The organism is Collinsella sp. AF36-3AT, assembly GCF_003475205.1.
Lineage (GTDB): Bacteria > Actinomycetota > Coriobacteriia > Coriobacteriales > Coriobacteriaceae > Collinsella > Collinsella aerofaciens_AF.
This window is the reverse complement of record NZ_QROZ01000001.1, coordinates 36,101-62,431: the sequence shown is the minus strand read 5'-3', so window position 1 is coordinate 62,431 and position 26,331 is coordinate 36,101. Positions and strand designations below refer to the sequence as shown.

21 protein-coding genes and 3 tRNA genes are annotated in these 26,331 nt (G+C 61.6%); 10 read left to right on the top strand and 14 right to left on the bottom strand.

Annotated features, from left to right (window positions below):
- Positions 1-78: 78 nt before the first annotated feature.
- Entirely contained in the window at positions 79-1,497 is a 1,419-nt protein-coding gene (locus DW003_RS00245) for an alpha/beta fold hydrolase (RefSeq protein WP_118386928.1), read from the bottom strand.
- 112 nt (positions 1,498-1,609) lie between these two features.
- On the opposite strand from DW003_RS00245, the gene DW003_RS00240 reads away from it, so the two are divergent.
- Entirely contained in the window at positions 1,610-2,896 is a 1,287-nt protein-coding gene (locus DW003_RS00240; RefSeq protein ID WP_118386926.1) for a glutamate-5-semialdehyde dehydrogenase, read from the top strand.
- Between the two features lie 71 nt (positions 2,897-2,967).
- Here the strand turns inward: DW003_RS00240 and DW003_RS00235 are convergent, their stop codons facing one another.
- Both DW003_RS00235 and DW003_RS00230 read right to left on the bottom strand, forming a co-directional pair.
- Positions 2,968-3,567: an HD domain-containing protein gene (locus DW003_RS00235; RefSeq protein WP_117648366.1), complete on the bottom strand. Its 600-nt coding sequence runs from the start codon at positions 3,565-3,567 to the stop codon at positions 2,968-2,970.
- Between the two features lie 117 nt (positions 3,568-3,684).
- Entirely contained in the window at positions 3,685-4,170 is a 486-nt protein-coding gene (locus DW003_RS00230; RefSeq protein ID WP_022094807.1) for a CarD family transcriptional regulator, read from the bottom strand.
- A gap of 342 nt (positions 4,171-4,512) precedes the next feature.
- Here DW003_RS00230 and argS point away from each other — a divergent pair, with 342 nt between their 5' ends.
- From argS to DW003_RS00210, 4 genes are all read left to right on the top strand, one after another.
- Entirely contained in the window at positions 4,513-6,366 is a 1,854-nt protein-coding gene (gene argS / locus DW003_RS00225) for an arginine--tRNA ligase (RefSeq protein WP_118386924.1), read from the top strand.
- A 611-nt stretch (positions 6,367-6,977) separates the two neighbouring features.
- Positions 6,978-9,515, top strand: coding sequence for a transcription termination factor Rho (gene rho / locus DW003_RS00220; RefSeq protein WP_233545407.1), 2,538 nt, complete (start codon positions 6,978-6,980; stop codon positions 9,513-9,515).
- Positions 9,516-9,826: 311 nt separating this feature from the next.
- Positions 9,827-11,293 (top strand): hypothetical protein, encoded by a 1,467-nt coding sequence (locus tag DW003_RS00215; RefSeq protein ID WP_147352168.1) that lies wholly within the window; start codon positions 9,827-9,829, stop codon positions 11,291-11,293.
- Positions 11,294-11,300: 7 nt separating this feature from the next.
- A complete protein-coding gene (locus DW003_RS00210; protein WP_118386920.1) occupies positions 11,301-11,750 on the top strand; it encodes a VanZ family protein in 450 nt (149 codons plus the stop codon).
- Between the two features lie 113 nt (positions 11,751-11,863).
- Here DW003_RS00210 and DW003_RS00205 read toward each other — a convergent pair whose 3' ends face one another.
- Both DW003_RS00205 and DW003_RS00200 read right to left on the bottom strand, forming a co-directional pair.
- Positions 11,864-12,757: an ROK family protein gene (locus DW003_RS00205; RefSeq protein ID WP_118386918.1), complete on the bottom strand. Its 894-nt coding sequence runs from the start codon at positions 12,755-12,757 to the stop codon at positions 11,864-11,866.
- Positions 12,758-12,898: 141 nt separating this feature from the next.
- Complete coding sequence (locus DW003_RS00200) at positions 12,899-14,080, bottom strand: pyridoxal phosphate-dependent aminotransferase (RefSeq protein WP_118386916.1); 1,182 nt, start codon at positions 14,078-14,080, stop codon at positions 12,899-12,901.
- 166 nt (positions 14,081-14,246) lie between these two features.
- Between DW003_RS00200 and DW003_RS00195 the strand changes: the two genes are divergently transcribed.
- From DW003_RS00195 to DW003_RS00185, 3 genes are all read left to right on the top strand, one after another.
- Positions 14,247-14,323: transfer RNA gene (locus DW003_RS00195), tRNA-His, on the top strand.
- A gap of 22 nt (positions 14,324-14,345) precedes the next feature.
- Positions 14,346-14,421: transfer RNA gene (locus tag DW003_RS00190), tRNA-Lys, on the top strand.
- Between the two features lie 43 nt (positions 14,422-14,464).
- A tRNA-Lys gene (locus DW003_RS00185) sits at positions 14,465-14,540 on the top strand.
- Between the two features lie 83 nt (positions 14,541-14,623).
- Here the strand turns inward: DW003_RS00185 and dinD are convergent.
- The 4 genes from dinD to DW003_RS00165 all read right to left on the bottom strand — a co-directional run bounded on the left by dinD (position 14,624) and on the right by DW003_RS00165 (position 19,186).
- The gene (gene dinD / locus DW003_RS00180) at positions 14,624-15,484 is read right to left on the bottom strand and encodes a DNA damage-inducible protein D (protein ID WP_118386914.1); all 861 of its coding nucleotides are present in this window, start codon (positions 15,482-15,484) and stop codon (positions 14,624-14,626) included.
- 161 nt (positions 15,485-15,645) lie between these two features.
- The gene (locus DW003_RS00175) at positions 15,646-17,172 is read right to left on the bottom strand and encodes an FAD-dependent oxidoreductase (RefSeq protein WP_118386912.1); all 1,527 of its coding nucleotides are present in this window, start codon (positions 17,170-17,172) and stop codon (positions 15,646-15,648) included.
- A 256-nt stretch (positions 17,173-17,428) separates the two neighbouring features.
- Positions 17,429-18,433, bottom strand: coding sequence for a GGGtGRT protein (locus DW003_RS00170; protein ID WP_055252290.1), 1,005 nt, complete (start codon positions 18,431-18,433; stop codon positions 17,429-17,431).
- Positions 18,434-18,451: 18 nt separating this feature from the next.
- The gene (locus DW003_RS00165; RefSeq protein ID WP_117816822.1) at positions 18,452-19,186 is read right to left on the bottom strand and encodes an iron-sulfur cluster assembly scaffold protein; all 735 of its coding nucleotides are present in this window, start codon (positions 19,184-19,186) and stop codon (positions 18,452-18,454) included.
- A 403-nt stretch (positions 19,187-19,589) separates the two neighbouring features.
- Between DW003_RS00165 and DW003_RS00160 the strand changes: the two genes are divergently transcribed.
- Complete coding sequence (locus DW003_RS00160; protein WP_117816823.1) at positions 19,590-20,390, top strand: transposase; 801 nt, start codon at positions 19,590-19,592, stop codon at positions 20,388-20,390.
- A 65-nt stretch (positions 20,391-20,455) separates the two neighbouring features.
- On the opposite strand, the gene sufU is transcribed toward DW003_RS00160, so the two are convergent.
- Genes sufU through sufC form a run of 5 tightly spaced genes read right to left on the bottom strand, consistent with a single transcriptional unit; the run spans position 20,456 to position 25,701 of the window.
- A complete protein-coding gene (sufU, locus tag DW003_RS00155) occupies positions 20,456-20,890 on the bottom strand; it encodes a Fe-S cluster assembly sulfur transfer protein SufU (RefSeq protein ID WP_117583738.1) in 435 nt (144 codons plus the stop codon).
- On the bottom strand, positions 20,883-22,208 hold the full coding sequence (locus DW003_RS00150) for an aminotransferase class V-fold PLP-dependent enzyme (RefSeq protein WP_199665646.1): 1,326 nt from the start codon (positions 22,206-22,208) through the stop codon (positions 20,883-20,885). The genes sufU and DW003_RS00150 overlap by 8 nt, the downstream gene beginning before the upstream one ends.
- Positions 22,205-23,476 carry a SufD family Fe-S cluster assembly protein gene (locus tag DW003_RS00145; protein ID WP_118386910.1) on the bottom strand — a complete coding sequence of 424 codons (1,272 nt, stop codon included), beginning with the start codon at positions 23,474-23,476 and terminating at the stop codon, positions 22,205-22,207. The genes DW003_RS00150 and DW003_RS00145 overlap by 4 nt, the downstream gene beginning before the upstream one ends.
- Complete coding sequence (gene sufB / locus DW003_RS00140) at positions 23,476-24,888, bottom strand: Fe-S cluster assembly protein SufB (RefSeq protein WP_118384673.1); 1,413 nt, start codon at positions 24,886-24,888, stop codon at positions 23,476-23,478. The genes DW003_RS00145 and sufB overlap by 1 nt, the downstream gene beginning before the upstream one ends.
- 12 nt (positions 24,889-24,900) lie before the next feature.
- Positions 24,901-25,701, bottom strand: a complete 801-nt coding sequence (gene sufC / locus DW003_RS00135) for a Fe-S cluster assembly ATPase SufC (RefSeq protein ID WP_118386908.1) — start codon at positions 25,699-25,701, stop codon at positions 24,901-24,903.
- Positions 25,702-25,881: 180 nt separating this feature from the next.
- Here sufC and DW003_RS00130 point away from each other — a divergent pair, with 180 nt between their 5' ends.
- On the top strand, positions 25,882-26,313 hold the full coding sequence (locus DW003_RS00130) for an Rrf2 family transcriptional regulator (protein ID WP_089572008.1): 432 nt from the start codon (positions 25,882-25,884) through the stop codon (positions 26,311-26,313).
- Positions 26,314-26,331: the final 18 nt, after the last annotated feature.

Here is a 26,331-nt window from a genome sequence, read left to right as displayed (position 1 = left end):
TTTGCCAGCAGTGCTGCCTCTCCTTTTCCGGCACTTGGGGACGTTCCTTTTGTGCCGGCAGACGGGGACACTCCTTTGCTAGAAGATCTGGCGCAGGTTTCCGCGGTTGAGGGCTTCGTCGAAGAGGTGCTTGAACACCACGCTGCCGTGCAGGCCATCGTGTTCAAACTCGTTCGTCACCCAGGCATGCGAGTTGCCCACGCGGCTGAGCGTATCGAGCTGCAGGCCCGAGTCCACGTACATGTCATCGAAGTACACCGCGGCCTGGAGCGGCACCTCGTTGCAGGCCAGGCGCTGCGGGTCGTAGATCTTGTCCCAGCTGGTGTCCTCCATCAGCAGATCCATCGCGGGCTTGAAGGGCTTGAGCTCGGGCATCTGCTCGAACATCCACGGGAACATGGCCTCGCCGGTAAACATGAGCGGGCGCGCGAGGGTGTCGAACTCGGCGCGGTGTGCCTTCTCTTCAGCTGCGGCCCAGCCAATGGGCATAGTGTCACCGTCGGCGTATATGAACTCCTGCAGCGTCCAGTACAGCGGATTCGTGCGCGTGTTGGTACGCTCGAAGGCGCGCATCAAAAAGCTGTCGGATACCGAGAAGCCGCAGCTCAGTGTACCGTTGCCTGTAACAAACGCGTGATCGATAATCCAATGCATGCGCTCAAAGCTCGGCTTCATGCCAAAGTCGCTGCCCATGAGCTGTAGGCGCTCGACCGTCATCGGCGAGCCGTCGAGCAACACGGGCTTTTGCTCCTCGAGGGCATCTGCCAGGGCCGCCACGCGCTCGACGTCGGCGGGGTAGCGGTCGTAATACTGCTGCGTCTTGGCTGCCATGCGTGGGAAGGTGTGCGCGTAGACCTCGCTGGCGCTCGCCGGCACGTGCGGAATGCCGCCGCAGGTAAAGCTTGCCGCCACGCCCTCGGGGAAGAGCGACAGATAGCTCAACGTCAAAAAGCCGCCGTAGCTCTGCCCGAGTGTGACCCAGGGCTTGCCGCCAAAGCCCACCAGGCGCAGGTACTCAAAATCGCGCACGATGGAGCTGGCGAGGTGGCGCTTGAGGAAGTCCGCCTGCGAGCGGGCCGCATCGGCGCCGGCTGCCTCGGCGCGATCGCCCAAGGTGGCAATCGTGCGTCCGTCCACGCAGCTACTGCGTCCGGTGCCGCGCTGGTCGGGCAGGACCACGCGGAAGTGCTTGACGGCCTCCTCGATCCAGCCATCGCTTGTGGGTGACAGCGGACGCGGGCTCTCGCCGCCGGGGCCGCCCTGCAAAAACAGAAGCAGCGGCAGATCGTCGTTGATGCGGTCGGGCGCGCAAACCACGCGGTAGAAGAGCTTGATGCTCTCGGGCGCGCCGGCGATTGGTGCCGGCATAGCGCCGCGGCGCATGGTGCTGCCGACGGCCAGGAGCATTGGCTCCAGGCCGCGCCAGTCGAGGGGGACGTCGATGCTGTGGTCCTCGACATACAGGCCGGGGACGTGGTACGAAGTAATGAGGGCCATGTGAGTCTTCCGTTCGTTGCGGTGTTTCGGGTTGACCAATTCTACCGCCGCGGGCGAGGCCATGCGCAAATCGGCTACCATGGTTGCAAACTTCTAGGAGAAAGGGCCGTCCATGTCGGTCGATATAGCCACGTATGTCCACGATCTTGCCGTTGCCGCTAAGGCAGCGTCGGCCTCGCTTGCCACGGCGAGCGACGAGCAGCGCCAGGAGGCCGTGCGCGCCATGGCCGCAGCACTGCGCAACGGTATCGACTCCATCGTCGCCGCCAACGAGCTCGATATGTCCGCTGCGCGTGATGCGGGCACCTCGGTCGGATTGCTCGATCGTCTGCTGCTGACGCCCGAGCGCGTCGAGGGCATGGCCGCCGGCCTGGAGAAGCTCGCCGAGCTGCCCGATCCCGTGGGCCGCGTGCTCGATCACCGTGTGCTTGCGAGTGGCGTGGACCTTACGCGCGTGAGTGTGCCGCTGGGCCTGGTTGCCATGGTCTACGAGGCGCGCCCCAACGTGACGGCCGATGCCGCGGGCATCTGCATCCGCACCGGCAACGCCTGCATCCTGCGCGGCGGTTCGCTGGCCTATCACTCGTGCGCCATGATTGCCGAACTGCTGGCCGATGCACTCGAGGCCAAGGGTTTCCCGCGCGAGGCTATCTCGATGATCGAGTCCACCGACCGCGAGGCCACCGGCGAGCTCATGAAGCTCCGCGGCATCGTCGACGTGCTCATTCCGCGTGGAGGTGCGGGCCTGATCCAGCGCTGCGTGCGCGAGTCGCTCGTGCCGGTGATTGAGACAGGCACGGGCAACTGCCATATCTACGTGCATGAATCCGCCGACTTTGATAAAGCACTCAACATTATTGTCAATGCCAAGACCCAGCGCGTGGGCGTGTGCAATGCCGCCGAATCGCTGCTGGTTGACCGTGCCGTTGCAGATCGCTTCCTGCCCGCAGTCGTTGCCGTGCTGCACGGCCACGGCGTGCTGATTCACGGCGACGATGCCACGTGCGCCGCATGCGCCGACGCTGGGCTTGTCGAGGGCGACGACTATGTTGCCGCGACTGAGGAGGACTGGGGCCGCGAGTACCTGGCGCTCGAGATGAGCGTGAAGGTCGTGGCGAACGAGGACGAGGCCATCGCGCACATCAACCGCTATGGCACCATGCATTCCGAGGCCATCATCGCCGAGGACACGGATGCTTGCGAGCGCTTTCTGGATGCGGTCGATGCCTCGGCCGTGTACGCCAATGCCAGCACGCGCTTTACCGACGGCGGCGAGTTTGGCCTGGGCGCCGAGATCGGCATCTCGACCCAAAAGCTCCACGCCCGCGGTCCCTTTGCCGCCGAGGCCCTCACCACCTACAAATACAAGCTCCGCGGCACCGGCCAGGTCCGTCCCTAAACCTGTTGCAAACGAAAAACCACCACAAAGGCGCCTGTCCCCTTTGCGGTGGTTATAGGTGGCGTGGGCGGTTAGGCCTGGAAGGTGTCGCGATCGGGAGCGAAGGATTGCATGGCCGCGATGGTACGGTCGAAGAGCTCGGGAAGCTCCCAGCCCAGCATCTCGGCGCCCTGCGAAATCACGTCACGCGAGCAGCCGGCGGCAAAGCGCTTGTCCTTGAACTTCTTCTTGAGCGACTTGGTCGTAAAGTCCATGACGCTCTTGCTCGGGCGCATGACGACGGCGGCTCCGATCAGGCCGGTGAGCTCGTCGCAGGCGAACAGTATCTTTTCCATCTGCAGTTCGGGCTTGGGCAGCGAGGTGTTGAAATCGGACGTGTGCGTCTGGATGGCGCGAATGAGCTCGGGAGAGGCGCCCTCGCCCTCGAGGATCTCGGCCGCATAGATGGTGTGGTTCATGGGGTCATCCTCATGCTCCTCCCAATCCAGGTCGTGCAGCAGGCCGACGATGCCCCAAAACTCCTCGTTCTCGGGGTCGAACTCGCGCGCAAAGTAGCGCATGGTGCCCTCGACCGTTTCGCCATGGGTGATGTGGAACGGGTCCTTGTTGTGCTCGTTGAGCAGTTCGAACGCACGGTCGCGGGTGATTCCGGCGGTAAGTGGCTCTGCCATAAGAGGCTCCTTGTGCTCGTAGGTATCGCTAAGAATGAATACTACTAGAACGACTAGAACGAAAAAACCACCACAAAGGTGCCTGTCCCCTTTGTGGTGGTTTTTGGCGCGGATGGGTTAGTTGAGGGCGGCTTGGGCTAGGCGGGCTTCGGCGTCCTCTTCGGTGACGCCCAGGGCCACGGCGAACTCCTCAATGGAGCGGCGCTTGGCCTCCTTGAGTACGCGCATGTAGTAAGAGCTGGGCTTTTTATCAGCTTCCTCGGCCTGGCGAATGCGGTGCATCATGGTCTTTGCCACGCGGACCGTCTCGGGCGCGCCCAGCTTGAGCTGCTGCTTAAAGTGCGTCTCCTCAAGCGAGCTGTTACGCTCGGTAAAGGTGTCGCACTCCAGCTCGTCATAGTGGCTCAGCAGGTGCTCGGCATCTTGCTGGGAGATGGCGGCATGCAAACGATCGGCCTGCGCCACGGGGTACATGAGGATCGTCTGCGCATGTCCCTGCTTGGTCTCGAGCAACAGCATGGGCTGCGGCGTGTCGTCCCTAAAACCGACGACGGTGCAGACTCCCTGACCCGGATGAATGACGTGTTGACCGATTGAGAACATGCTACCTCCAACTTATACGAATTTACGTATGTCTAGAATAACACGCTGACGTGCGCAAACCCTTACTTTATGCAGGAAAAGCACACAATTCTGATAGGTAAGAGTATTCGATAACAGACGCAGCTCATTCACACCTTTATGCATTTTCAACGCCTGCATAATCTGCAGGCAGACCGGCATCTTTGAGTGACTCCATGTAAGCTGTAGTCATTTTTGTGCATATGCAATATCTATTAGCTTTACCCTGCGACAGTGCCCGTCGCTTGTGATAGAGTGCTACAAACTCTGGCTTTTGCCCTACGAGTGACCAAGAGCTCGGGGGCTTTAACACAAGGAGGATCTATGCCCGAGAAGATTGAAGAGCTGGTACGCGCTGCGCTTGCAGCGGCCCAGGAGGCCGGCGACCTTTCCGCATTTGAACTTGACGATTGCGCTATCGAGCGACCGGCTGATACTTCTCATGGCGAGTGGACCTCCACCATGGCTCTGAAGTCCGCCAAGCTGGCTCACTGCGCCCCGCGCAAGATCGCCGAGGCCGTCGTTGCCCATATGCCCGAGGACCCCGCGATCGAGAAGGTCGAGATCGCCGGCCCCGGTTTCATCAACTTCTACCTCTCCGTCGCCGTCAAGAACGCCATCTTTGGCGAGGCCCGCGAGAAGGGTATGGACTTTGCTAAGTCCAACGTCGGCGGCGGCCTGAAGACCCAGGTCGAGTTCGTTTCCGCCAACCCCGTCGGCCCCATGCACATCGGCCACGGCCGCTGGGCCGCGCTGGGCGATTCGCTCTGCCGCGTTATGGACCACGCCGGCTATGAGATCCAGCGTGAGTTCTACATCAATGACCACGGCTCTCAGATGAACACCTTCGGCAACTCCATCAGCACGCGCTATATGCAGCTTGCCGACATCATCGCCAAGCAGGGCGTTGATATCGACGAGGCTCACAAGCTGCTGATCGCCGACCGTGACGCCTTTGTTGCCGACGAGAACGACGAGCACCCCGAGACCCATCCGTATCAGGACAACTTTGCCGAGACCTTGGGCAAGGACTCTTACGGCGGCGACTACATCATCGACGAGGCCGCCGAGTTCTGGCGCACCGACGGCGATAAGTGGGTCAACGCCGATCCTCAGGAGCGCATGGAGAGCTTCCGCGAGCGCGGCTATGTAAAGATGGTCGATAACATGCGCGACCTCTGCCACGCCGTCAACTGCGACTTCGATCGTTGGTACTCCGAGCGCTCGCTGTATGTGAAGGACACCGAGGGCGAGACCGCCGGCACCTCCGCCGTCGACCGCGCTTTTGAGAAGCTCGACAAGATGGGCTACCTCTACACCAAGGACGGCGCCCTGTGGTTCCGCTCCACCGATCTGGGCGACGACAAGGACCGCGTCCTGATCAAGTCCGACGGCGAGTACACCTACTTCGCCTCCGACGTCGCCTATCACTGGGATAAGTTCCAGCGCGTCGATCACGTCATCGACATCTGGGGCGCCGACCACCACGGTTACATCGAGCGCGTACGCTGCGTCTGCGACGCTCTGGGTTACCCCGGCAAGTTTGAGGTTCTGCTGGGCCAGCTCGTCAACCTGCTGCGTAACGGCAAGCCCGTCCGTATGTCCAAGCGCAAGGGCACCATGGTGACCCTGCAGGAGCTCGTCGACGAGGTCGGCTCCGATGCCGCTCGCTACACGCTCATCTCCAAGAGCTCCAACCAGATGGTCGACTTCGACATCGAGGCCGTTAAGAAGCGCGACAACTCCAACCCGGTCTATTACGTGCAGTATGCTCACGCCCGCGTGTGCTCCATCCTGCGCCGTGCCGCCGACGTTACCGCCGAGCAGGCCGACGAGATGGGCATGAAGGCCGTTGCCGCCAAGGCCATCGGTGAGAACGTCGATTACTCGCTGCTGACCGACCCGACCGAGCTCGCCCTTTCGCGCAAGCTCAACGAGCTCACCGACCTGATCGCCAGCTGTGCTCGCGATCGCGCTCCGTTCCGTCTGACCCACTTTGCCGAGGAGCTCGCCGGCGACTTCCACAGCTTCTACGCTGCCTGCCAGGTTCTGCCGAGCGAGGGCCGTCCCGTCGACCCCGAGCTTTCGCGCGCCCGTCTGGCAGCTTGCGACGCTGTCCGCGTGACGCTCGCCCTGGTGCTTACCCTCGTTGGCGTTTCCGCGCCCGAGCAGATGTAATCTGCGGGTCATTTGACCGTGTAGGTTTGGTTTAACTGAGCCCTATAAGCCCGATCTCCTACGGAGGTCGGGCTTTTTTCGCAAACGCCGACGTATTGATGAATTTGGAACTGCTGGAAATACGAAACCATGCCGGTTTACTACGATGAATTGAGGAATTCTAACCACGCCGGCTTTTTGCTAAAAAGTGCAAGGCATCTACCTGCGGTTTTAGTTCAACAAGTTTCGGAGTGGTCGTGGTTGAGCGATTCATCGTAGTAAACCGCCATAGTTTTGGCGGAGGCAGTCAGATTTGTGGGTGGCAAACAAAGAGTGTCCCTTTTGACTAGCCGTTTAAGAACGTCCCCAATGACTAAGTTGCAGGTGGTTGCGGTTGTGTTACACTAACGCTGCGTGTATGACGCAATCATCTCGATACAGATCAATGATGCCCGTCGCTCACTCGACGGAGCTAGACTGTTTAGCCGCCCTGAAGGTATATGCAGGGAGCATGTGATCACAGGGCTTGAAAAGAAAGTTGAGCAAACACTGTGTCTGATCAACAGCAAGAAAACGAAATAACGACGGCGCAAACCGCTCCCGCTGCACCGGTTGCGTCGGACCAGGTCGCGATGCCTGCACCGGTGCAGGCATCGGTTCCTGATGCCCCCAGGGCCGCTTCGACGTCTGCGCCCGCATCGGCTGAGAAGGTCGCGCCTGCTGCTGGCGAGGGAGTTGCCCCTGCGGCCGAAGAGGATGCCGCGCCCGTAAAGCCCAAGCGCACACGCCGTGCGCCTAAGCCCGCCGCTGACGGCGAGGAGGCTGCAAAGCCCAAGCGTCGCACGACGCGTGTCACGCGCGCGAAGCGACCCGTTGCCGCCGATGCCTCGGCCCCCATTTCCGATGAGGTTGCACAGGCCCGCGCGCTGGCACAAATCAGCGAGGCTCAGGTTGTGCGCGCCCGTCGCCGTGCTGCCGAGCTTGAGGCCGCAGCTCTGACCGAGCTGGTGGCTCCGGCCGTATTCGAGGCGAATACGGCCACCGAGACCCCTGTCGCGGGGCAGCCGACCGAGAAGCCGGCTCCGCGCACGCGTCGTCGTGCGGCCAAGTCTCAGCTGGATGCTGAGCAGGCGGCTCAAGAGTCCGGTGAAGCTCCGGCTCGTTCTGCGGTAGGGGAGGGTGCGCAGCCCTCTGAGTCTGCAGCACCTGCCGAGGCCAACGAGGTTCCCGTTGTCGATCCTGCTCTTCGTCCGCACCGTCGCGGCCGCAAGCCCAAGGCCTTCGTCGAGGCCGAGAAGGCTGCCGCTGCCGCTGCAGCAGCCGCAGCGCAGGACGCCGCGATGACCGCCGCGCCCGCGCCCGTCGCCGACGCTCCTGCCCAGGGAGCCGCTGCCACCGAGGCCGACGCACCCGCCGAGGGCGAGCCCGCCGATGTTCGCCCCGGTCGCAGCCGTCGCACGGCCGATAAGCGCTCGTCCAAGGCCAAGGGTTCGAAAAAGGACGCGTCCGAGGATTCTGGCAACGAGGTCGCCGGGGCGGCCGTCGACTCCGCTCCCGATGCCGAGAACGCCGGTCAGCCGGCAGCCGAGAAGCCCAAGCGTACGCGCAAGAAGTCTGCAAAGGCTAAGGCCGCCGAGCAGCAGGTCGATGCCGAGCCCAATGCCGATGCCGATACCAAGGCCGATAATAAAGTCCCGGCCGACACCGACGCCGCAACTCCGGCGGCCGAGGGCGCCACGACCGCCGAGACCGATGATAGCGCCCGCCCCAACCGCCGTCAGCACAAGCGTAACGACGAGCGCAACGAGCGCAAAGACGAACGCAACAACGACCGCCGTAACCGTCAACGCGATCGCAAGCAGCGCAACAAGGAGCGTAACGCCGCCCCGACCGAGCCTACGCTTTCGCGCGAGGAACTCGCGGCTATGAAGGTCGCCGAGCTGCGCGAAAAGGCCAAGGAGTTCGAGATCGAGACGACCGGCAAGAAGAAGGCCGAGCTCGTCGAGGAAATCTACACCACCGCTGCGAAGGCCGAGGGCTTCCGCGACATCAAGGGCATTCTGCAGATTCGCCCGGACAGCTCCGGCATCATCCATGCCCACGGCTACATGAAGTCCAGCGACGACGCCTTTGTCCCCGCATATCTCATCCGCTCCGCACGCCTGCGTACGGGTGATGTGATCGAGGGCTCGCTGCGCCCCTCACGCGGCGGCGACAAGCGCGCCGGCCTCGCCAAGATCACGACCGTTAACGGCATGGATCCCGAGCAGATCCGCAATCGCCCCAAGTTCGGCGACCTTACCCCGGTCTATCCCAATGAGCCGCTGCGCATGGAGCACGGCAAGGATTCCATCACCGGTCGCGCCATCGACATCGTGTCGCCGATCGGCAAGGGCCAGCGTGGCCTGATCGTGTCGCCACCAAAAGCCGGCAAGACCACGATTCTCAAGAAGATCTGCCAGTCTATCTCGATCAACAATCCCGAGGTGCACCTCATCTGCCTGCTCGTCGACGAGCGCCCCGAAGAGGTCACTGACATGCAGCGCTCCATCAAGGGCGAGGTCGTGGCCTCGACCTTCGATATGCCCGCCGACAACCATACTCGCGTGGCAGAGCTCGTGATCGAGCGTGCCAAACGCATCGTGGAACTGGGTGGCGATGTCGTGGTGGTGCTCGACTCCATCACGCGCCTTGCCCGCGCCTACAACCTGGCCGCTCCCGCCTCGGGCCGTATCCTGTCGGGCGGCGTCGATTCGGCGGCCCTGTATCCGCCCAAGCGCTTCCTGGGTGCAGCCCGCAATATCGAGAACGGCGGCTCGCTCACCATCCTGGCTTCCGCCCTTATCGATACCGGCTCCAAGATGGACGAGGTCATCTTTGAGGAGTTCAAGGGTACCGGCAACATGGAGCTCAAGCTCGACCGCGACCTTGCCGACCGCCGCATCTTCCCGGCCATCGACCCCGTTGCCTCCGGCACGCGCAACGAGGACCTGCTGGTCGACGAGCAGATGCGCCCGTTTGTCTTTGGCCTGCGCCGTATCCTCGCCGGTATGAACAATACCGAGCGCGCGGCCGCATCGTTTATCAAGGGCCTCAAGGGCACTAATACCAACCAGGAGTTCCTGGTGCGTTCGGCAAAGAAGCACAGCGATTACGAGCAGACGTTCTAAGTCGCTCGCTGCACGCGACAACAACCATAGATATGCCAGAAGGGCCGGGTTTAGATCCTGGCCCTTTTCGTATAGCCGCTCGCCAGCGATTATTGACCTCACGACCGGCAAGCAGCGATTTTCCCGTTTCAATCCCGCTTCGTCGCTTGCAATCCCCAAGGGGGTTTCGCATAATAGCTGTTAAGCTTCGCGACGGAAAACGCAGATGAAACGAACCACATACCGTTGCTTTGGGGCATAGCCCCGCTTCATCTTCTCTCGCGCAGCCAACTGAATGATGCGATTTGGGTGCTGGAAGATGGGGAGAGCTCATGGCTTCTTCTGATGCAACACAACGAGCAGTCCTTGCTGGACTTTCCTGCGGAATCGGCCTTGCCGCTCCCGTGGTGATGTATGCTGCCACGCTGCCGTTTTCGTCGGTGAACGAGACGGTCGTCGCGGGCGCTGTTCCCTTTGCCGTGGGTGCGGTGGCGGGCGTGGGTATCTATGCCGCCTCGCTCGGCATTTCTGAATATCGCGCGCAGCATGCCGAGCGCCTGTTCCAGCCCGACGCCATGGGTGGCGCTGCGAACGTCAACCAGCATCAAGATGAGTTCCAGACCGCCTCGATGCCCGCCCAACAGCAGTGGGCTGCCCCTCAGGGCGTTGCTGCTGCGGCTCCTGCCGTTCAGGCAAACGCCGCGCAGCCCTCTTCGGTTTTCTCTGGCCTGACCGGTGCCTTCCAGCGCCGTCGTGCCGACGATGGCGTCCCCACCATCGCCCGTGCCGCAGACGCCATGAGCGAGGCCGACGCCTGGTCCATGATCGATAGCATGCTCGACGACGATTCGCCGGTCAGTTGCGATCCCACGCGCTCACGCGACGTCTACCAGGTCGCTATCGACGAACTCACCTACGGCGGTAAGACCGGCTCCTATAACCGCGATGACATCGCTGCCGCTGCGCGCGCCGTCTCGGGCTCTCATGCCGCTCCTGCGGGCAGCACGGCCGCCTTTGTGGCGCTCGTGGCTAACGCTGCCAACAACGCCGCCACAGCTCAATCCGTTACGTATGACACTGCCGTGCCCGTGACTCCGGCTGCTGCCGCCGCCGACCCCTATGCCGACGAGCCGCTGGCCGTCGACGAGGAGACTATTGCCGCCCGTCGTGCTGCCGAAAGCTCGCTGTGGGGCGCTCCTGCACAGCAGCAGGCGGCGGAGGCAGTGCCGTACAACGTGAACCTTGCCAACATGCCGATCATCAGCGACGCCTCTGCTGCGGCTATCGATCTCGATGACCTTGACGAGCCGGTCATCTCGAATGACATGCCGTATGTGGTCGCTGCCCCGGTCGATGTCCCGGCATCCGCGTCCCAGCCCGTCGCAGTCGACGAGTCTGTCGATGCGACTCCCGAGGAAGACGTCCCCATGGCCGATTATTCGGGCCACGAGGGCATGTGGGCCGCCGCTGCCGCAATTTTGGACGAGGTCGTCGAGCCCGCTCCCGTTGCCGCTCCGGTGTTTACGCCTGCTCCTCAGCCCGCTGCCCCCGCTTACGTTGGTCGCCACAGCGCCGTGTTCCCCGAGGACACCGCGCGCATCTCGCGCGAAGGTATCGAGCGTGCCGAGGCCATCGCTGCCGGCATCATGGAGAACCGTCGTCACGAGCGCGTCAATCAGATTCTCGAGGAGGAGATCGACCGCCTGCAGTCTGCAGCGGTGAGGCGCACGGGCCGTGCCTATCTGAGCGTTATCGAGGGTGGCACCGCCAGCTTTGAGCCGCTCTGTGCGGAGGCATAACTCCTGCATGCTTAAACTCGATCGAAAATGGGCGGTCGCGACCTGCTTGATGGTGCTGCTCATCTGGGGCAATTCGATGGTTCCTGGCACGGGGTCCGGTTCATTGAGCCTGTCGATTATGGAGGCCGTTCGCGGCTTTCTGCACGGCATGGGGCTTCCGTATGAGTGGGTGACCAACTTCGTCGTTCGTAAGTGCGCGCATTTTACCGAGTACATGGTGCTCGGCATTCTGGCGACGCATTCTTTTGATATCGAGGGCCGTCGCACCTTTGACGTGCTGCTTCCCACGGCGGTGTTCCTGCTGTTGATTCCCTCGATTGACGAGACGATTCAGCTCTTTGTGCCCGGTCGTGCCGGCATGATCACCGACGTGATGATCGACTGCTGCGGAGCGATGACGGGCGTTGTGCTTCGATATCTTCTACGATCGCTCATATGTGCCAAAAAGGCCGCCTAGGACACATTGCTTGGTCCTAGGCGGCCTTTCTTTGTTTGGGGGCTTATACGGGGCGTGGCGGCGTTATCCCGTAGGATGGGATTGCCGGACGTTGCGGCGCCCCTTTGGCGCGCCTACTGATGAAGCTCGGCGGCACCCAGGGCCAGGCAGCCCATGATGCCCTGCTTGCCCTCGAGACTGTTGTTGACAATGTAGGTGTCGATATCGTTGACCTCGGGCGTGACGATGTAGCCGTTGAGCATCTCGGCACACTTTTTGCGGGCGAGCGGCACGATAGGGGTGTGATCGGCAACGCCACCGCCGATGATGATCTTCTGCGGGGCATAGCACAGCGTGTAGGTCATGAGCGCCTGTGCCAGATAGCCTGCGAGCAGGTCCATGGCCTCCGGGTCATCGGCCATGTCTCCGGCGCTCTTGCCATCCCAGCGCTTTTTAACGCCGGGACCGGCGATGAGGCCCTCCAGGCAGTTGTCATGGAAGGGGCAGGCACTGTGCTCGCCGATGGTGTCACGCGGGTCGCGTGTGACCAGGATGTGGCCGGCCTCGGGGTGCATCATGCCGTGGACGAGCTGACCGCCCGAGAGCACGCCGGCACCCACGCCGGTACCGATCGTCAGGTAGACAACGTCAGTGAGGCCCTGGGCGCAACCAAAGGTGACCTCGCCGAGGCAGGCGACGTTGACGTCGGTGTCGTAGCCGCAGGGGACGTTGAGCTCGTTTTGGATGGTGCCCAGCAGGTCGAAGTAGCGCCATGCGGTCTTGGGCGTCTCTAAGATCTTGCCGTACTGGGACGAGGCGGGGTTGACCGCGGTGGGGCCAAAGGCGCCGATGCCCAGCGCGGCGATGCCCTTGTCGGCAAACCATGCGTTGACGGCCTCAACGGTCTCCTGCGGGGTCGTGGTCGCGATCTGCTCACGCTCCAGGACCGTACCGTCCGCATAGCCCGTGGCACAGACCATCTTGGTGCCGCCGGCCTCGAGTGCTCCGATAAGCTGCTGCTCTGCCATAGTATTCCTCTCTCTGGGACGAGTTGCTCCGTGACTAAAGTATAGAGCTCTAAACCATTTAAGAAAGCGCTATAAAAAGAAGCCCTGCAACGCGGCGGACGGTGCGAGGCTTCTTTGGATACTTTAGTTGCCGGGCCGTCCTTACCCGCGCGGTTTGATTTTATCACGCAGCGATTTGAGGTTCTCCAGTGCCGCGTTAAGCGTCTCGTCTCGCTTGGCAAAGTGGAAGCGAATCAGATGGTTGACGGGCTCACGGAAGAAGCTCGAGCCGGGTACGGCGCCCACGCCCACCTTGGAGGCTAGGTCCTCGCAGAACTCGAGGTCGCTGTCATAGCCAAACTCAGAGATGTCCATCATGACGTAGTAAGCGCCCTGCGGGACGTTATGCTCAAGACCGATGCTATCGAGCCCCTGGCAGAACAGATCGCGCTTGGCTGTGTAGAGGTCGAGGACTTCCTGGTAATAGCTGTCGTTGAAGTTGAGGGCGGTGACGACGGCCTCCTGCAAGGGAGCGGCGGCACCCACGGTGAGGAAGTCGTGGACCTTCTTGATGCGCTCGGTAATCTCGGCCGGGGCAATGGTGTAGCCCAGACGCCAACCGGTGATGGAGTAGGTCTTGGACAGCGAGCTGCAGCTGATGGTGCGCTCGAACATGCCGGGCAGCGTGGCCATATAGACGTGCTCGTGGGGCGCGTAGACGATGTGCTCGTATACCTCGTCGGTGATGCAGTAGGCGTCGTACTTTTTGCACAGGTCGGCGATAAAGGTGAGCTCCTCGCGCGTAAAGACCTTGCCGCAGGGGTTGGAAGGGTTGCACAGGACGATGGCCTTGGGATCGTTGTCACGGAAGGCCGCCTCGAGGACCTCGCGATCGAAGTCGAACGTGGGCGGGTTGAGCGGCACATAGACGGGCTCAGCGCCCGAGAGAATCGTGTCGGCGCCGTAGTTCTCGTAGAACGGCGAGAAGATGACGACCTTGTCTCCGGGGTTCGTGACCGTCATCATGGCGGCCATCATGGCCTCGGTGGAGCCGCATGTGACCACGATGTTCTCGCTGGGATTGATCGGCATGCCCATAAAGTGCTCCTGCTTGGCGGCAAGCGCCTCGCGCATGGCCTGGGAGCCCCAAGTGATGGAGTACTGGTGGTAGAGCGGATTGGGATCGGTAGCGATGGTGCTCAGGCTCTTGAGCAGTTGCGCCGGGGGATCAAAGTCGGGGAAGCCCTGCGAGAGGTTGACGGCGCCGTACTTATTGGAGATGCGCGTCATGCGGCGGATGACCGAATCGGTAAACGTTGCCGTACGATTGGAGAGTTCTTTCATGCTTGTCCTTTCGAGCATTTGCAGTGGGGCAAGTTTACTCCTATGAAACCGGTGGGAATTGCTCGAAACGCGTTCGAAAAACTCTTTTCAAAATTCTTGAAAATTGGGGCTTGCATCGCGTGGCGTTCCTTGCAATAATAGTCGAGCGCGAAGCGCACAGGACACGGTGGGTGTAGCTCAGTTGGCTAGAGCGACGGGTTGTGGTCCCGTAGGTCGAGGGTTCGAGTCCCTTTACCCACCCCAGTTCTTGCTTCGTATTGATATCGGGTCGTTAGCTCAGTTGGTAGAGCAGGGGACTCTTAATCCCAAGGTCCAGGGTTCGACCCCCTGACGGCCCACCACACGATATCTCCTCTAAAGTCCGCCACCACGGACTTTAGCTTTGGGTCGTTAGCTCAGTTGGTAGAGCAGGGGACTCTTAATCCCAAGGTCCAGGGTTCGAACCCCTGACGGCCCACCAAAGCATGTTAAGACGGTCAATCTCGGTTGGCCGTCTTTTTTATTAACCTCGCATGGGGCCGAACCCGTAAGGGCGCAGACGCTTTACAAGTCGAGCCTGCCCTGGGGGTCGGTGAATCCGTCTGTACCCTCCTTGAGCTTTTTCTCGTCTGCTTTCACGCGACGTTCGAGCTTCTTTGTATCTTCGGCAGGCGGTAGGTTCTCGGGTACAATTCCGCGGTCGATGAGGCTGCCACGCACGCTTGTGTTGTTCTCGACGTGCTCTTGCTTGATCTGGTCCAGACCGTACAGGTCGTGTTCCTCGGCGTTGAAGGCCGTCATCGAGTTCGTAAGGTCCTTTGCTTTGATGAGAACATCGGCTAGCCTGTCCGCCAATGCCGAGCTCTTGGATACGCCGAGCTGTTGCTTCATTTCCGCCGTGCTTCTGCCGCCGAATAACGCTTCATCGCCCTTCGACTTGATGATCGCGAATCCTTTGGAGTCCACGCCGCGTTTGAACGCAATACCCGAGAGCTGTTTCTCTGAATCAGATAGCGAGTGGCGCGCCTGCAAGCGCTGAATCTCTGCGAAGCGCTGCTCTATGAGCTCTTGGCGGCGCGTCTGCACGGCGAAGTACGCCTGTGCGAGCGCGATTTCTTGCTTGTTTGAATCTCCGTTCTGGGCGATTAAATAGCATGCATAGCGCGTAAGTTTGTAGTCTTTAACTGCGCGAGCGGCGACACCGGCAGTTACCATTTTCGTGGTGTCACGAAAATGGGAATCAACTGGAGTTTTGTTTGTTTCGCACGAGACTTTTGCCCTCTTAACAACTTCGGCAAAGTTCTCCCATCGAGTGTACCCCATGGGTTCCATTAAATCGCGTGCGAGCCAATACTCAACGCCTTCTTCCACATTGGCGTAGCTATCAAGTTCGACACGCCACTTCTCGATATCTCTACTGTCCATATCTCCTCCTCGCTGGTCTATTGTCTATGCGGGCTTTGCCCGCTCTGTATTCAGAATTAGGATACGCTGCCGTGCGGACACGAATGGGCCCCGTGCCACTTCGAGTTCACGGGGCCCATAGATATCGATTAGTTGTGTTTTGCTTTAGATAGGTGTCCAGTTTAATTCGCTCGATAGTGCGATCCGAGACTTTCGGTTCGCTTGCGCATGGCTTTGACCATTTCCTGTGCTAGTTGAATCTGCGATTGCAGGCGGGCGAGGGCTGCGATTTCGCTGTCATTGGCGTGTGGCTTACTCAGCGCCGTTGCCTCGTCTTGCAGGCTTTCAAGCTGTTGCAGAGCCTTGGATAGACCTGCTTCGGTCCTGTTGATCATGCAATAGGTACTCATCGTGTGCTTAAGGCTGCGTGTCAGGCGTTCGGCATCTGTTGTGGCAATGCCGTACTGGGGGAGGGCGATATCCGCCTTCGGGGCCACCTCAGGTGCATTCTGTGCTGCCTGGGCTGCCGATGCACCCGCGATGCGTCCGAACACGATGCCGTTGGCGCTTGACAAGCCACCAATGCGGTCGGCGCCGTGCATGCCGCCTGTCGCCTCACCGCAAGCGTAGAGGCCCTCAACGCCCGTGTGCGCGGTCTTATCGATCTTGATGCCGCCATTAGCGGTGTGGGCATACATCGCAACGCGCATCTCGTCAGTCGGGGCGATGCCGTGCTCGTCTTGCAGCCAGGTGGCAAAGGTCTGCACAAACTCTGGGACATCCTCGCGGGGGAAGTCGTAGTGGAGTGCCAGGCCTTCGACACCTGCCTGATCGATGACGAGATCGATAGCGCGGGAGGCCAAGCGTGACGTGAAGGGACCATATCCAGAGCGCTGCTCGAGCAGGTCGTCCAGCTTGTTGTCGGCAATATCTACCGGCTGGTCAACATGTACGTAGCGCCAGGTTTTCTCGTTGAAGACCAGGTTGCGCTTGGGCTCGATGAAGCCGGGCATCATCTGCATGAACTCTATATTAGTAAGTGTTGCGCCGTGCGCCAGCGCGATGGCCTGCGAGGAGCTGAGCACATCAGCCGACGTAAGGCTGCGCTCGAACAGGCCACCTGTGCCACCGGCTGCGATGATCGTGGCCTTGGCAGCAAAGGGCACGATTCGATTTTCGGTGAGGTCGTAGAGCACGGTTCCGGTTATTCTGCCGTTCGTGTCCTCAACAAGGTCGATAAGCTCATGGCGGGGGAGCAGACGAATGCCGAGCGACTCGAGCCGGGCCGTCAGAGCGTCCTCAAGGGGCTTGCGGGTGAGGCCGCGCCACATGCGCGTTTTGTGGTCAAAGCAGGGGATAAACTGCTTTTGCTGAGCGCTCTCAGCGCTTTGCGGACGCTGGAGCTCAACGCCCAGGTCTTGCTCGAGCCATTCAATTGCCTGGGGAATGCCGTGCACAAACGTCTGGACAAGCTCGAGGTCGGCGACACCGCCGCCGACGGTCTGGATGGTGTCGATGAGGTCCTGCTCGTCGCCCTCGTCGACGGGGCCAATAAGGCCCAGACCCCAGGTGCCCGGGAAGAAGCTCGATCCACTCATAGTCTTGCCGGCGCTTGCCACAGCGACGGTTGCGCCCGTGCGTGCCGCTTCGAAGGCGGCGCAAAGGCCCGCAATGCCAGATCCAATTACCAGTACATCAGTCGATTCCATCGGATTCCTTTCTCGTCCGGCGCATTGTCGCACGGGTGATCGGCAATGGGGCCGCAAAGACTCGGCAAATCGGTAAAGGGCAAATATGACAGGTGGGCGTCGTGGACGCTCTGACGCTCCATCTCATCACATCTCGTATTTCGCCCCAACTGATATATCGGCATTAGCTATCCTGCGACAGCGCAAACAAAAAGAGCCGCTACCCGGGTGGGTAGCGGCTCCAAAGCTCAACTATGTGAGCATCGCGCGGGCGCGATTAGGCCTTGAGGGCCTCCTCGACGGCGACAGCGCAGGCGACGGTGGCACCGACCATGGGGTTGTTGCCCATGCCGATGAGACCCATCATGTCGACGTGCGCAGGCACGGAGGAAGAACCGGCGAACTGGGCGTCGGAGTGCATACGGCCCATGGTGTCGGTCATGCCGTAAGAGGCAGGGCCGGCGCCCATGTTGTCCGGGTGCAGGGTACGGCCAGTGCCGCCACCAGAAGCGACGGAGAAGTACTTCTTGCCAGCCTCGAGGCGCTCCTTCTTGTAGGTGCCAGCGACGGGGTGCTGGAAGCGCGTGGGGTTGGTGGAGTTACCGGTGATCGAGATGTCGACGTTCTCGTGCCACATGATGGCAACGCCCTCGCGGACGTCATCGGAACCGTAGCAGTTAACGGCAGCGCGGGGACCATCGGAGTAGGGGATGGTCTCGACGACCTTGAGCTCGCCCGTGTAGTAGTCGAACTGGGTCTTCACGTAGGTGAAGCCGTTGATGCGGGCGATGATCTGAGCGGCGTCCTTGCCCAGACCGTTGAGGATAACGCGCAGCGGCTTCTTGCGAGCCTTGTTGGCGTTCAGAGCCAGGCCGATAGCGCCCTCAGCGGCAGCGAAGGACTCGTGGCCGGCCAGGAAGGCGAAGCACTCGGTGTCGTCGGAGAGCAGCATAGCGCCCAGGTTGCCGTGGCCCAGACCGACCTTGCGGTCCTCGGCAACGGAGCCGGGAACGGTGAAGGCCTGGATGCCCTCGCCGATGATGGCGGCAGCCTCAGAAGCGGTCTTGGCGCCACGCTTGACAGCGAGAGCGCAACCGAGGGTGTAGGCCCACTCGGCGTTCTGGAAGGCGATGGACTGGGTGTTGTTGACGATCTCACGCGGGTTGAAGCCCTTGTCGGTGCAGATCTGCAGAGCTTCCTCGAGGGAGGCGATGCCGTTGTCGGCGAGGCACTTGTTGATCTTGTCAGCGCGGCGCTCGTAACCTTCGAACGTAACAGTCATAGTTATTTCCCTCCCTTTCTACTCGTGAACCGGGAACACGCTGGCGACGGAGTGAGTCTCCTCGTCGGTGCGCGGGTCGATGTACTTGGCAGCGTTCTCCCACTGACCATAGTGGCCCATAGCGCCAGCGATGGCCTCCTCGGGGGTCTTGCCGGCCTTGACGGCGTCGGTGAACTTGCCGAGGTTCAGGAACTCGAATGCGATGATCTCGTTCTTGTCGTTGAGAGCCATGCGGGTGACGTAGCCCTGAGCGAGCTCGAGGTAACGAGCGCCCTTGGCCTTGGTGCCGAACATGGTGCCGACCTGAGAGCGAAGGCCCTTGCCGAGGTCGTCGAGGGAGGCGCCCACGGGCAGGCCGCCCTCGGAGAACGCGGTCTGGCTGCGGCCGTAAACGATCTGCAGGAAGATCTCGCGCATAGCAACGTTGATGGCGTCGCAGACGAGGTCGGTGTTGAGGGCCTCGAGGATGGTCTTACCGGGAAGAATCTCGGAAGCCATGGCGGCAGAGTGGGTCATGCCCGAGCAGCCGATGGTCTCAACGAGGGCCTCCTCGATGATGCCGTCCTTGACGTTCAGCGTGAGCTTGCAGGCGCCCTGCTGGGGTGCGCACCAACCCACACCGTGCGTAAGACCGGAGATGTCGGTAATCTCCTTAGCCTGGACCCACTTGCCCTCCTCGGGGATGGGTGCGGGGCCGTGGTATGCACCCTTGGCAACGGGGCACATGTTCTCCACTTCCTGTGAGTACTGCATGCCTCTCCTCTCTATCGTGTTGGCGTCCCGTCTGGGGGTCGTGGCTGGCGATTGCCGGGCGACCCTTCGAAAGGGACATGACATGCAGCCCCTATAATACCGCGAAATGCACAGAATATTCGGCGAACGGCTCAGTTTTCGTAGCGAGAAGTCCGGAAGTTTTAATTGAAACGGTTTAACTATATGTTCGGTGGTCGCGAACTTCCGTAGAGGGGGTTCGTCTTGGGCAAGCTTTTGGTCAGCTCTTGTATGCGTTGCGGGGTCTGACCTGTTGCAACGGTGCCGTTCGCCGCCCGTTTACTGCCTTTGGCCGCGCGAGTGTATTGTTTTGCGTGAATGTTTTGATGGCACGCTTCAATCGTGCTGTATTGGATGGCAATCAGATCCCGGCGAAGGGAGCGCCATGCAGCGCGTTTGGAGAACGGTTACCGGCTTTTACCATGTCTGTGCCCGCGGTGTGGGCAAGCAGCTCATCTTTGAGGGCGATGAAGACCGGTGGGAGTTTTTGGAGCTGATGCGCGAGTGCTGCCGCGAGGCGGGCGTGACGGTTATCGCCTGGTGCCTTATGGGCAATCACGTGCATCTGGTGCTTGCAGATTACGAGGACGCGATGAGCGCGGCGATGCACCGGCTGCTTTTGACGTACGCGCGGCGGTTCAATAAACGCACGGGGCGCACGGGCCATCTGTTCCAGAACCGTTTTGACCGGCGCTCGCTCGATACCGACCGTTATCTGATGGCTGCCATTCGCTATGTTCACGCTAATCCGCAGGAGGCGGGTATCGCCCTGATCGAGCGTTATCCCTGGAGCAGCTTTGCCGAGTATCTGAGAGCGTATGACAACGATACGACGAGGGGATTTTCGGACCCTTCTTGTGTGCTTGAGCTCTTTGAGTCTGCCAAGGGGTTTCTGGATTATTCTCTGTCGATGCCCGATGGTTCCGATCCAGTGATTCACGATATGGATGAGACAGAGTGGGAGCGGCGTGCGTTTGCCGACAAGATGGCGAAGCGCCTGGGCGTGCCGCTCAACGAACTCAAGACCGTAGCGCCCTCGCGGCGAGATGGAATCATTTTCGCCCTGCACAATGTCGGCTACACGGTGCGCGAGATCGAACGGTATACGGGAATCAGCAAGAGTACCGTCTCTCGTATCGTGCGCGCTTATGCGCGGGTGAATGCTCAGGCTGAGGGCTCGGAATAGAAAATGGCCGAACCACTCTTGTCAAGCGATTCGGCCAACAAAATTCTTAAGATTTGGGACAAATACTACTGATTATTTTGTCCCGTGAGCATGCCGTCGAGGGTGCGCCAGGCGAGCTCGGCGCATTTGACGCGGGCGGGCATGTGCGAGATGTCTTGGAGCTGGGCGGCTTCGTCCAGGTCTTCCAGGTCCTCCTCGGAGAGCTGCTCGCCGCGGATCATGGCGAGGAAGAGCTCTGCCAGGCGGCGAGCTTCCTCGACGGTCTCGCCGGTGATGAGGTCGGCCATGATGTCGGCACTGGCCTGGCTGATGGCGCAGCCGTGACCGGTAAAGGAGGCCTCCTCGATCACGTTGTTCTCGACGCGTAGCTGCAAGGTGAGCTCGTCTCCGCAGCTGGGGTTGATGCCGTCGTGCTCGTGCGTGGGGGCGTCCATCTCGTACTTGTAGTCGGGGTGCGAGTTGTGCTCCATAAACGTGGTGGAGGTGTACAGATTACCCATTGAACGTGCTCCAAACGTGATGCAGGCCGGCGATGAACTTGTCGATATCGGCCTTGTCGTTGTAGAAGGCTACGCTGGCGCGGCAGCAGGCGAGGTTCTCGACGCCCAGCCAGGTGAGCAGCGGCTGCGCGCAGTGGTGACCGGCGCGGATGCAGACGCCGTCCATGTCCATGATGCTCGCGACATCGTGCGGGTGGATGCCCTTGACGTTAAAGCTGACGACGCCGTGATGGTTGTCCCAGTAGATCGAGCCGATGATCTGGACAAAGTCGAGCTGCATAAGCTCGCCCATCAGGTAGTGGACGAGCGCCTGCTCGCGTGCCTGAATGTTTTCGTAGCCAACCGTGTTGACCAGGTAGTCAAGCGCCGCGCCTGTGGCGAAGATGCCGGCGGCGTCCTGCGTGCCGGCCTCGAACTTCTCGGGGACGGGCGCCCAGACGGCGTCCTGCTCGGTGACCGAATCGATCATCTCGCCGCCGGTAAGCATGGGCGGCATGGCCTTGAGCAGGTCCATCTTGCCCCACAGCACACCGATGCCCATGGGACCCATGGCCTTGTGCGCGCTAAAGGCAAAGAAGTCGGCGCCAAGATCGGCCACGTTGACCGGCATGTGCGGCAGCGACTGCGCGCCGTCGACGACCAGATATCCGCCGTACTTGTGCACGAGCTTGCCGAGGTTCTTGACCGGGTTCTCAACGCCCAGGACGTTAGAGACCTGACCCACGGCCAGGATCTTGGTCTTGGGGCCCACCTTGGCAAGCACTTCCTCGGTGGTGAGCTGGCCGGTCTTGGTGGGATAGAGGTAGACGAGCTTGGCGCCGGTCTCGCGGCAGACCTGCTGCCACGGGATCAGGTTGGAGTGGTGCTCCATGATGGTGATGACGACCTCGTCGCCGGGCTCCAGCACCGTGGGTGCAAAGCTCTTGGCGACCAGGTTGAGCGATTCGCTCGTGTTGCGGGTGAAGACGACTTCGTTGGCCTGGGCGGCGCCGATGAGGTCGGCGATCTGCTGGCGGACCTTGGCGATGGCGTCGGTGGCCTCGACAGACAGCGAGTACAGGCCACGCAGGGGGTTGGCGTTCATGCGCTGGTAGAAATCGCGCTCGGCGTCGAGCACGCAAGCGGGGCGCTGTGCGGTGGCAGCGCTATCGAGGAAGGCGATCTCGGGATGCTGCTGGAACAGCGGGAACTGGCCCTTGTAGGGGTTATTCTCGATGTCCACGGTGGGCCAGCCGCGCGAAGCCTCGTCGCTGGCGTCGAGCATCATGGGCTCGGGGGCGGTGCAGGTATCGCATTTAACGTGCTCGGTGTCGATCATGCGAGCTCCTCCTCAAAGTTGTCGATCAGGTTGTTGCCCAGGCGGACGACGGCGGCGCGGGTGCGCTCATCGGTGGCGGAAAGCGCGGCGTCCTCCAGCTTGGCGCGGATGAACAGGTCCTCGGCGGCGTTTTGGTCAAGGCCGCGGCAGGCGAGGTAGAACAGCTGCTCGTCGCGGACGTGGCCGATGGTGGCGCCGTGGTTGCCGGCGACGTCGTCCTCGTCGCACAGGATGACGGGGACAGTCTTGTTGTCGACGCCCTTGTTAGCCAGAAGCACCGTTTCGCGCTCGGTGCCGGTTGCACCCTTGCAGCCGTGCACGAGGTCGATGGTGCCGCGGTAGACCTTCTTGGACGTGCCGGTCAGCACGCCGTTGGCGTCGATCTCGCACTCGGTCTTGCGGCCGCGGTGGCGCAGCTCGTAGTTAAAGTCGCGCACCTGTTCGCGGGCACCCAGGTAATCGGTGTCGATCGTCACCTTGGCGGTGTCGCCCAGCAGGTCGCCGGCAAGGCCGGTGGCGCTGGCGCCGGCACCCAGGACGGTGTGCTGCACGTTGACGCGCGCGCCCTCGTCCAGGAACAGACCGGTGTCGTCGAGTGCGATCCAGCTGTCGTCGAGCGTCTGCGTGCAGGTCACGTTGACGGTGGCGTATTCGTGGGCGCACACGCGCAGCGCGGAACCCACGACGCCTTCGCCGGCAACGGGGGAGTCCAGGGCGATCTGCAGGTCGAGCGTCGACTGGGGACGGGCGACGACGTCGATGGCGGTGATGGCGGCCGCAGCGTCGACGCCACTCACGCGCACGGTAACCGTGGCGTGCTGGTAGGCGGGCACATCGATGATGATGCGCTTGGTGGCGTGGTCGGACAGGTAGGTGTAGGCAGCCTCACCCATGCCAGTCTCGAAGGCCTCAGCAGGGGAGAGCTCTTCCTCGAGCTTGATGGCGCCGGCCTGGTAGGCAGAGGTGGCAGGCACGTCGAGCTCGGTCTCGGGCGTGATGCGGGCGCGGTCGGCGGCGTCGCCGGGGGCAGCGGCACGGCGCTCGGGGAAGCGCTCGGCCATGGCTTCCATGGCGGCGTCGAGGGCGTCGGCCGCACCGGAGAACTGCTCGTCCAGCCCCTCGACCTCAACGGCCTCGGCGGGTGCGGCGGCAAGCTCGTCCGAAAGCACAAGCTTGGTCTGGTTCATTTTCAACCAGCCCCAGGTTGCTGCGGGCATCGCATTAACCTGCTCGAGCGTGGTGGCAGCGTTGTTCGTGGTCTGTTTCATTATCCGATCGCTCCTTCCATCTCGAGCTTGATCAGGTTGTTCATCTCGACGGCGTACTCCAGCGGCAGCTCTTTGGAGACCGGGTTGGCAAAGCCGTTGACGATCATGGTGCGGGCCTCTTCCTCCGAGATACCGCGGCTCATCAGGTAGAACACCTTGTCGTCGCCGATGCGGCCGATGGTGGCCTCGTGGCCGATATCGACGTTCTTGGCGCGGATGTCCATGGCGGGGATGGTATCGGAGCGGCTCTGGTCGTCGAGCATCAGTGACTGGCAGCTCACGGTTGCCTTGGAACCCTCGGCCTTGGGCGTGGCCACGATAGAGCTGCGGAAGGTCTGGATGCCGCCGCTCTTGGAGATGCCCTTGGTTTCGACGGTCGCCGAGGTCTCGGGGGCGTTAAGCACGACCTTGCAGCCGGTGTCGAGGTTCTGCCCGGCGCCGGCAAAGGTGATGCCGGTAAAGCTCGAGCGGGCGCGGCGGCCGTTGAGCACGCTCATAGGGTAGAGGTAGCCCACGTGGCTGCCGAAGGAGCCGCTGATCCACTCGATGTCGCCGTCCTCGTCCACGCGCGCACGCTTGGTGTTGAGGTTGTACATGTTCTTGGACCAGTTCTCGATGGTCGAGTAGCGCAGGTGCGCACGCTTGCCCACAAAGAGCTCGACGGCGCCGGCGTGGAGGTTGGCCACGTTGTACTTGGGCGCGGAGCAACCCTCAATGAAGTGCAGGTCGGCATCGTCCTCGACGATGATGAGCGTGTGCTCAAACTGGCCGGCGCCCTTGGCGTTGAGGCGGAAGTAGCTCTGCAGCGGAAAATCGAGCTTGGTGCCGCGGGGCACGTAGACAAACGAGCCGCCCGACCACACGGCACCGTGCAGGGCCGCAAACTTGTGGTCGGTGGGCGGGATGAGCGTCATGAACTTCTCGTGGATGAGCGGCTCCCACTGCGGATCGTGCAGGGCCTCCTCGATGCCGGAGTAGACGATGCCCATCTTGGACGCGGTGTCCTGCATGTTGTGGTAGACGAGCTCGGAGTCGTACTGTGCGCCGACGCCTGCCAGGTAGCTGCGCTCGGCCTCGGGGATGCCCAGGCGCTCAAAGGTGTTCTTGATGTCGTCGGGCACCGACTCCCAGTCGTGCTTTTGGTCGGTGTTGGGCTTGACGTAGGTGACGATGTTGTCCATGTCCAGGCCCTCGATGGAGGGGCCCCACGTCGGGTCGGGGAAGCGGTTGAAGATCTCGAGAGACTTTAAGCGCAGGTCGAGCATCCACTGCGGCTCGTCCTTCTTGGCGCTGATCTCGCGCACGATGTCGGGCGTGATGCCGGCGTCGAGGCGCTCGAATCCCTCCTCGCCGTAGGTGAAGTCGTAGAGGCTGCGGTCGATGTCCGCGACCTCGGTGCGGTTCTTGGTCATTGCGTCGCCCCTTTACGCCTGCTGCTCGGCAGCGGCGACCTCGGCCTGGGCACGCTGCTCGGCGGCCTCGCGCTCGAAGGTCTCAAAACCGTTCTTGTCGATCCAGGGGATCAGCGAAACGTCGTCCTCGCGCACGATGTGGCCCTTGACCATAACGTGGACGCGGTCGACATCCAGGTGCTCCAGGATGCGCGTGTTGTGCGTGATGATGAGCATGGAGCCGTCGCAGCTCTTGCGGTAGGCGTCCATGCCGTGGCTGACGGTGGAAAGCGCGTCGACGTCCAAACCCGAGTCGGTCTCATCCAGGATGGCGAGCTTGGGCTGCAGCAGCAGGAGCTGGAGCATCTCGACCTTCTTCTTCTCGCCGCCCGAGAAGCCCACGCCCAGCTCACGGTTGAGGTAGGCGGTGTCCATGTTGAGCTCGGTCGCGAGCTCCTTCACGCGGCGGCGGAACTCCTTGCCCTTCATCTCCAGGCCGGGGCGGCCGGCGATGCTGGCGCGCAAAAAGCTCGACAGCGGCACGCCCGGGATCTCGACCGGGGCCTGGAAGCTCAGGAACAGGCCGGCGCGCGAACGCTTGTCGGTGGTGAGCTCGGTGATGTCCTGGCCGTCAAAGACGATGCGGCCGTCGTTGACGGTGTAGACGGGGTCGCCCATGACCAGGTGGCCGAGGGTGGACTTACCGGCACCGTTGGGTCCCATCAGCACATGGGTCTCACCGGCGGCGACGTTGAGGTTGACGTTGTGGAGGATGGTCTTCTCGTCCACGGAGGCGGTCAGACCCTCGATGGAAAGCAGCGGATTTGCACTCATGCTGTCCCTCTCTGTATATGGTGTACTCATAGGTGTACTAAACCCTAGGAATCTTCTCGGAATAAAGTTACTATGGGTTCGGCGTTAGTCAAGGGAAAACCCGACTAATCCACTCGACTTTTCAGATTGTGGGACAAATTCATCGGTAGTGCTTGTCCCCAGCGTTATGGAAGGGTAGGTATGCTCATTTCTTCTAAGGGCCGCTATGCCCTCCGACTGATGATCTATATCGCGGCGCTGGGCGACGCCGAGGGCAAGATTGCCCTGCGCGAGGTCGCCGACCGCGAACATATCTCGCAAAAGTATTTGGAGCAGCTGGTTCGTCCGCTTATGAAGGCGGGCCTGCTTAAGAGCGTGCGCGGCAAGGGCGGCGGCTACATGATGGCCAAGGATCCCTCCGAGGTGCGTGCTGGCGACATCCTGCGCGCCGTCGAGGGCAGCACGGCTCCGGTGGCGTGCGATGGCATCGACAACAGCTGCGCCCGCAGCGATCTTTGCTCGACCGTCAAATTCTGGCGCGGTCTGGACGACGTGATCGAAAAGTACGTCGACGGCGTGACGTTGGCCGACCTTGCTGCCGTCCCCGAGATTAACTTCGACATCAAACTGTAGGTTGAGCGCAATTCCTTA

Bases quoted from the DNA above. Each gene is read 5' to 3' on its own strand.
- DW003_RS00205 (WP_118386918.1), bottom strand. From the start codon at position 12,757: ATGGCAGAGCAGCAGCTTATCGGAGCACTCGAGGCCGGCGGCACCAAG.
- sufU (WP_117583738.1), bottom strand. From the start codon at position 20,890: ATGGGTAATCTGTACACCTCCACCACGTTTATGGAGCACAACTCGCAC.
- rho (WP_233545407.1), top strand. From the start codon at position 6,978: ATGCCTGCACCGGTGCAGGCATCGGTTCCTGATGCCCCCAGGGCCGCT.
- DW003_RS00130 (WP_089572008.1), top strand. From the start codon at position 25,882: ATGCTCATTTCTTCTAAGGGCCGCTATGCCCTCCGACTGATGATCTAT.
- DW003_RS00170 (WP_055252290.1), bottom strand. From the start codon at position 18,433: ATGACTGTTACGTTCGAAGGTTACGAGCGCCGCGCTGACAAGATCAAC.
- DW003_RS00230 (WP_022094807.1), bottom strand. From the start codon at position 4,170: ATGTTCTCAATCGGTCAACACGTCATTCATCCGGGTCAGGGAGTCTGC.
- DW003_RS00200 (WP_118386916.1), bottom strand. From the start codon at position 14,080: ATGAAAGAACTCTCCAATCGTACGGCAACGTTTACCGATTCGGTCATC.
- DW003_RS00245 (WP_118386928.1), bottom strand. From the start codon at position 1,497: ATGGCCCTCATTACTTCGTACCACGTCCCCGGCCTGTATGTCGAGGAC.
- argS (WP_118386924.1), top strand. From the start codon at position 4,513: ATGCCCGAGAAGATTGAAGAGCTGGTACGCGCTGCGCTTGCAGCGGCC.
- DW003_RS00150 (WP_199665646.1), bottom strand. From the start codon at position 22,208: ATGATCGACACCGAGCACGTTAAATGCGATACCTGCACCGCCCCCGAG.
- dinD (WP_118386914.1), bottom strand. From the start codon at position 15,484: ATGGACAGTAGAGATATCGAGAAGTGGCGTGTCGAACTTGATAGCTAC.
- DW003_RS00215 (WP_147352168.1), top strand. From the start codon at position 9,827: ATGGCTTCTTCTGATGCAACACAACGAGCAGTCCTTGCTGGACTTTCC.
- DW003_RS00175 (WP_118386912.1), bottom strand. From the start codon at position 17,172: ATGGAATCGACTGATGTACTGGTAATTGGATCTGGCATTGCGGGCCTT.
- DW003_RS00165 (WP_117816822.1), bottom strand. From the start codon at position 19,186: ATGCAGTACTCACAGGAAGTGGAGAACATGTGCCCCGTTGCCAAGGGT.
- DW003_RS00160 (WP_117816823.1), top strand. From the start codon at position 19,590: ATGCAGCGCGTTTGGAGAACGGTTACCGGCTTTTACCATGTCTGTGCC.
- DW003_RS00235 (WP_117648366.1), bottom strand. From the start codon at position 3,567: ATGGCAGAGCCACTTACCGCCGGAATCACCCGCGACCGTGCGTTCGAA.
- DW003_RS00145 (WP_118386910.1), bottom strand. From the start codon at position 23,476: ATGAAACAGACCACGAACAACGCTGCCACCACGCTCGAGCAGGTTAAT.
- DW003_RS00240 (WP_118386926.1), top strand. From the start codon at position 1,610: ATGTCGGTCGATATAGCCACGTATGTCCACGATCTTGCCGTTGCCGCT.
- sufB (WP_118384673.1), bottom strand. From the start codon at position 24,888: ATGACCAAGAACCGCACCGAGGTCGCGGACATCGACCGCAGCCTCTAC.
- sufC (WP_118386908.1), bottom strand. From the start codon at position 25,701: ATGAGTGCAAATCCGCTGCTTTCCATCGAGGGTCTGACCGCCTCCGTG.
- DW003_RS00210 (WP_118386920.1), top strand. From the start codon at position 11,301: ATGCTTAAACTCGATCGAAAATGGGCGGTCGCGACCTGCTTGATGGTG.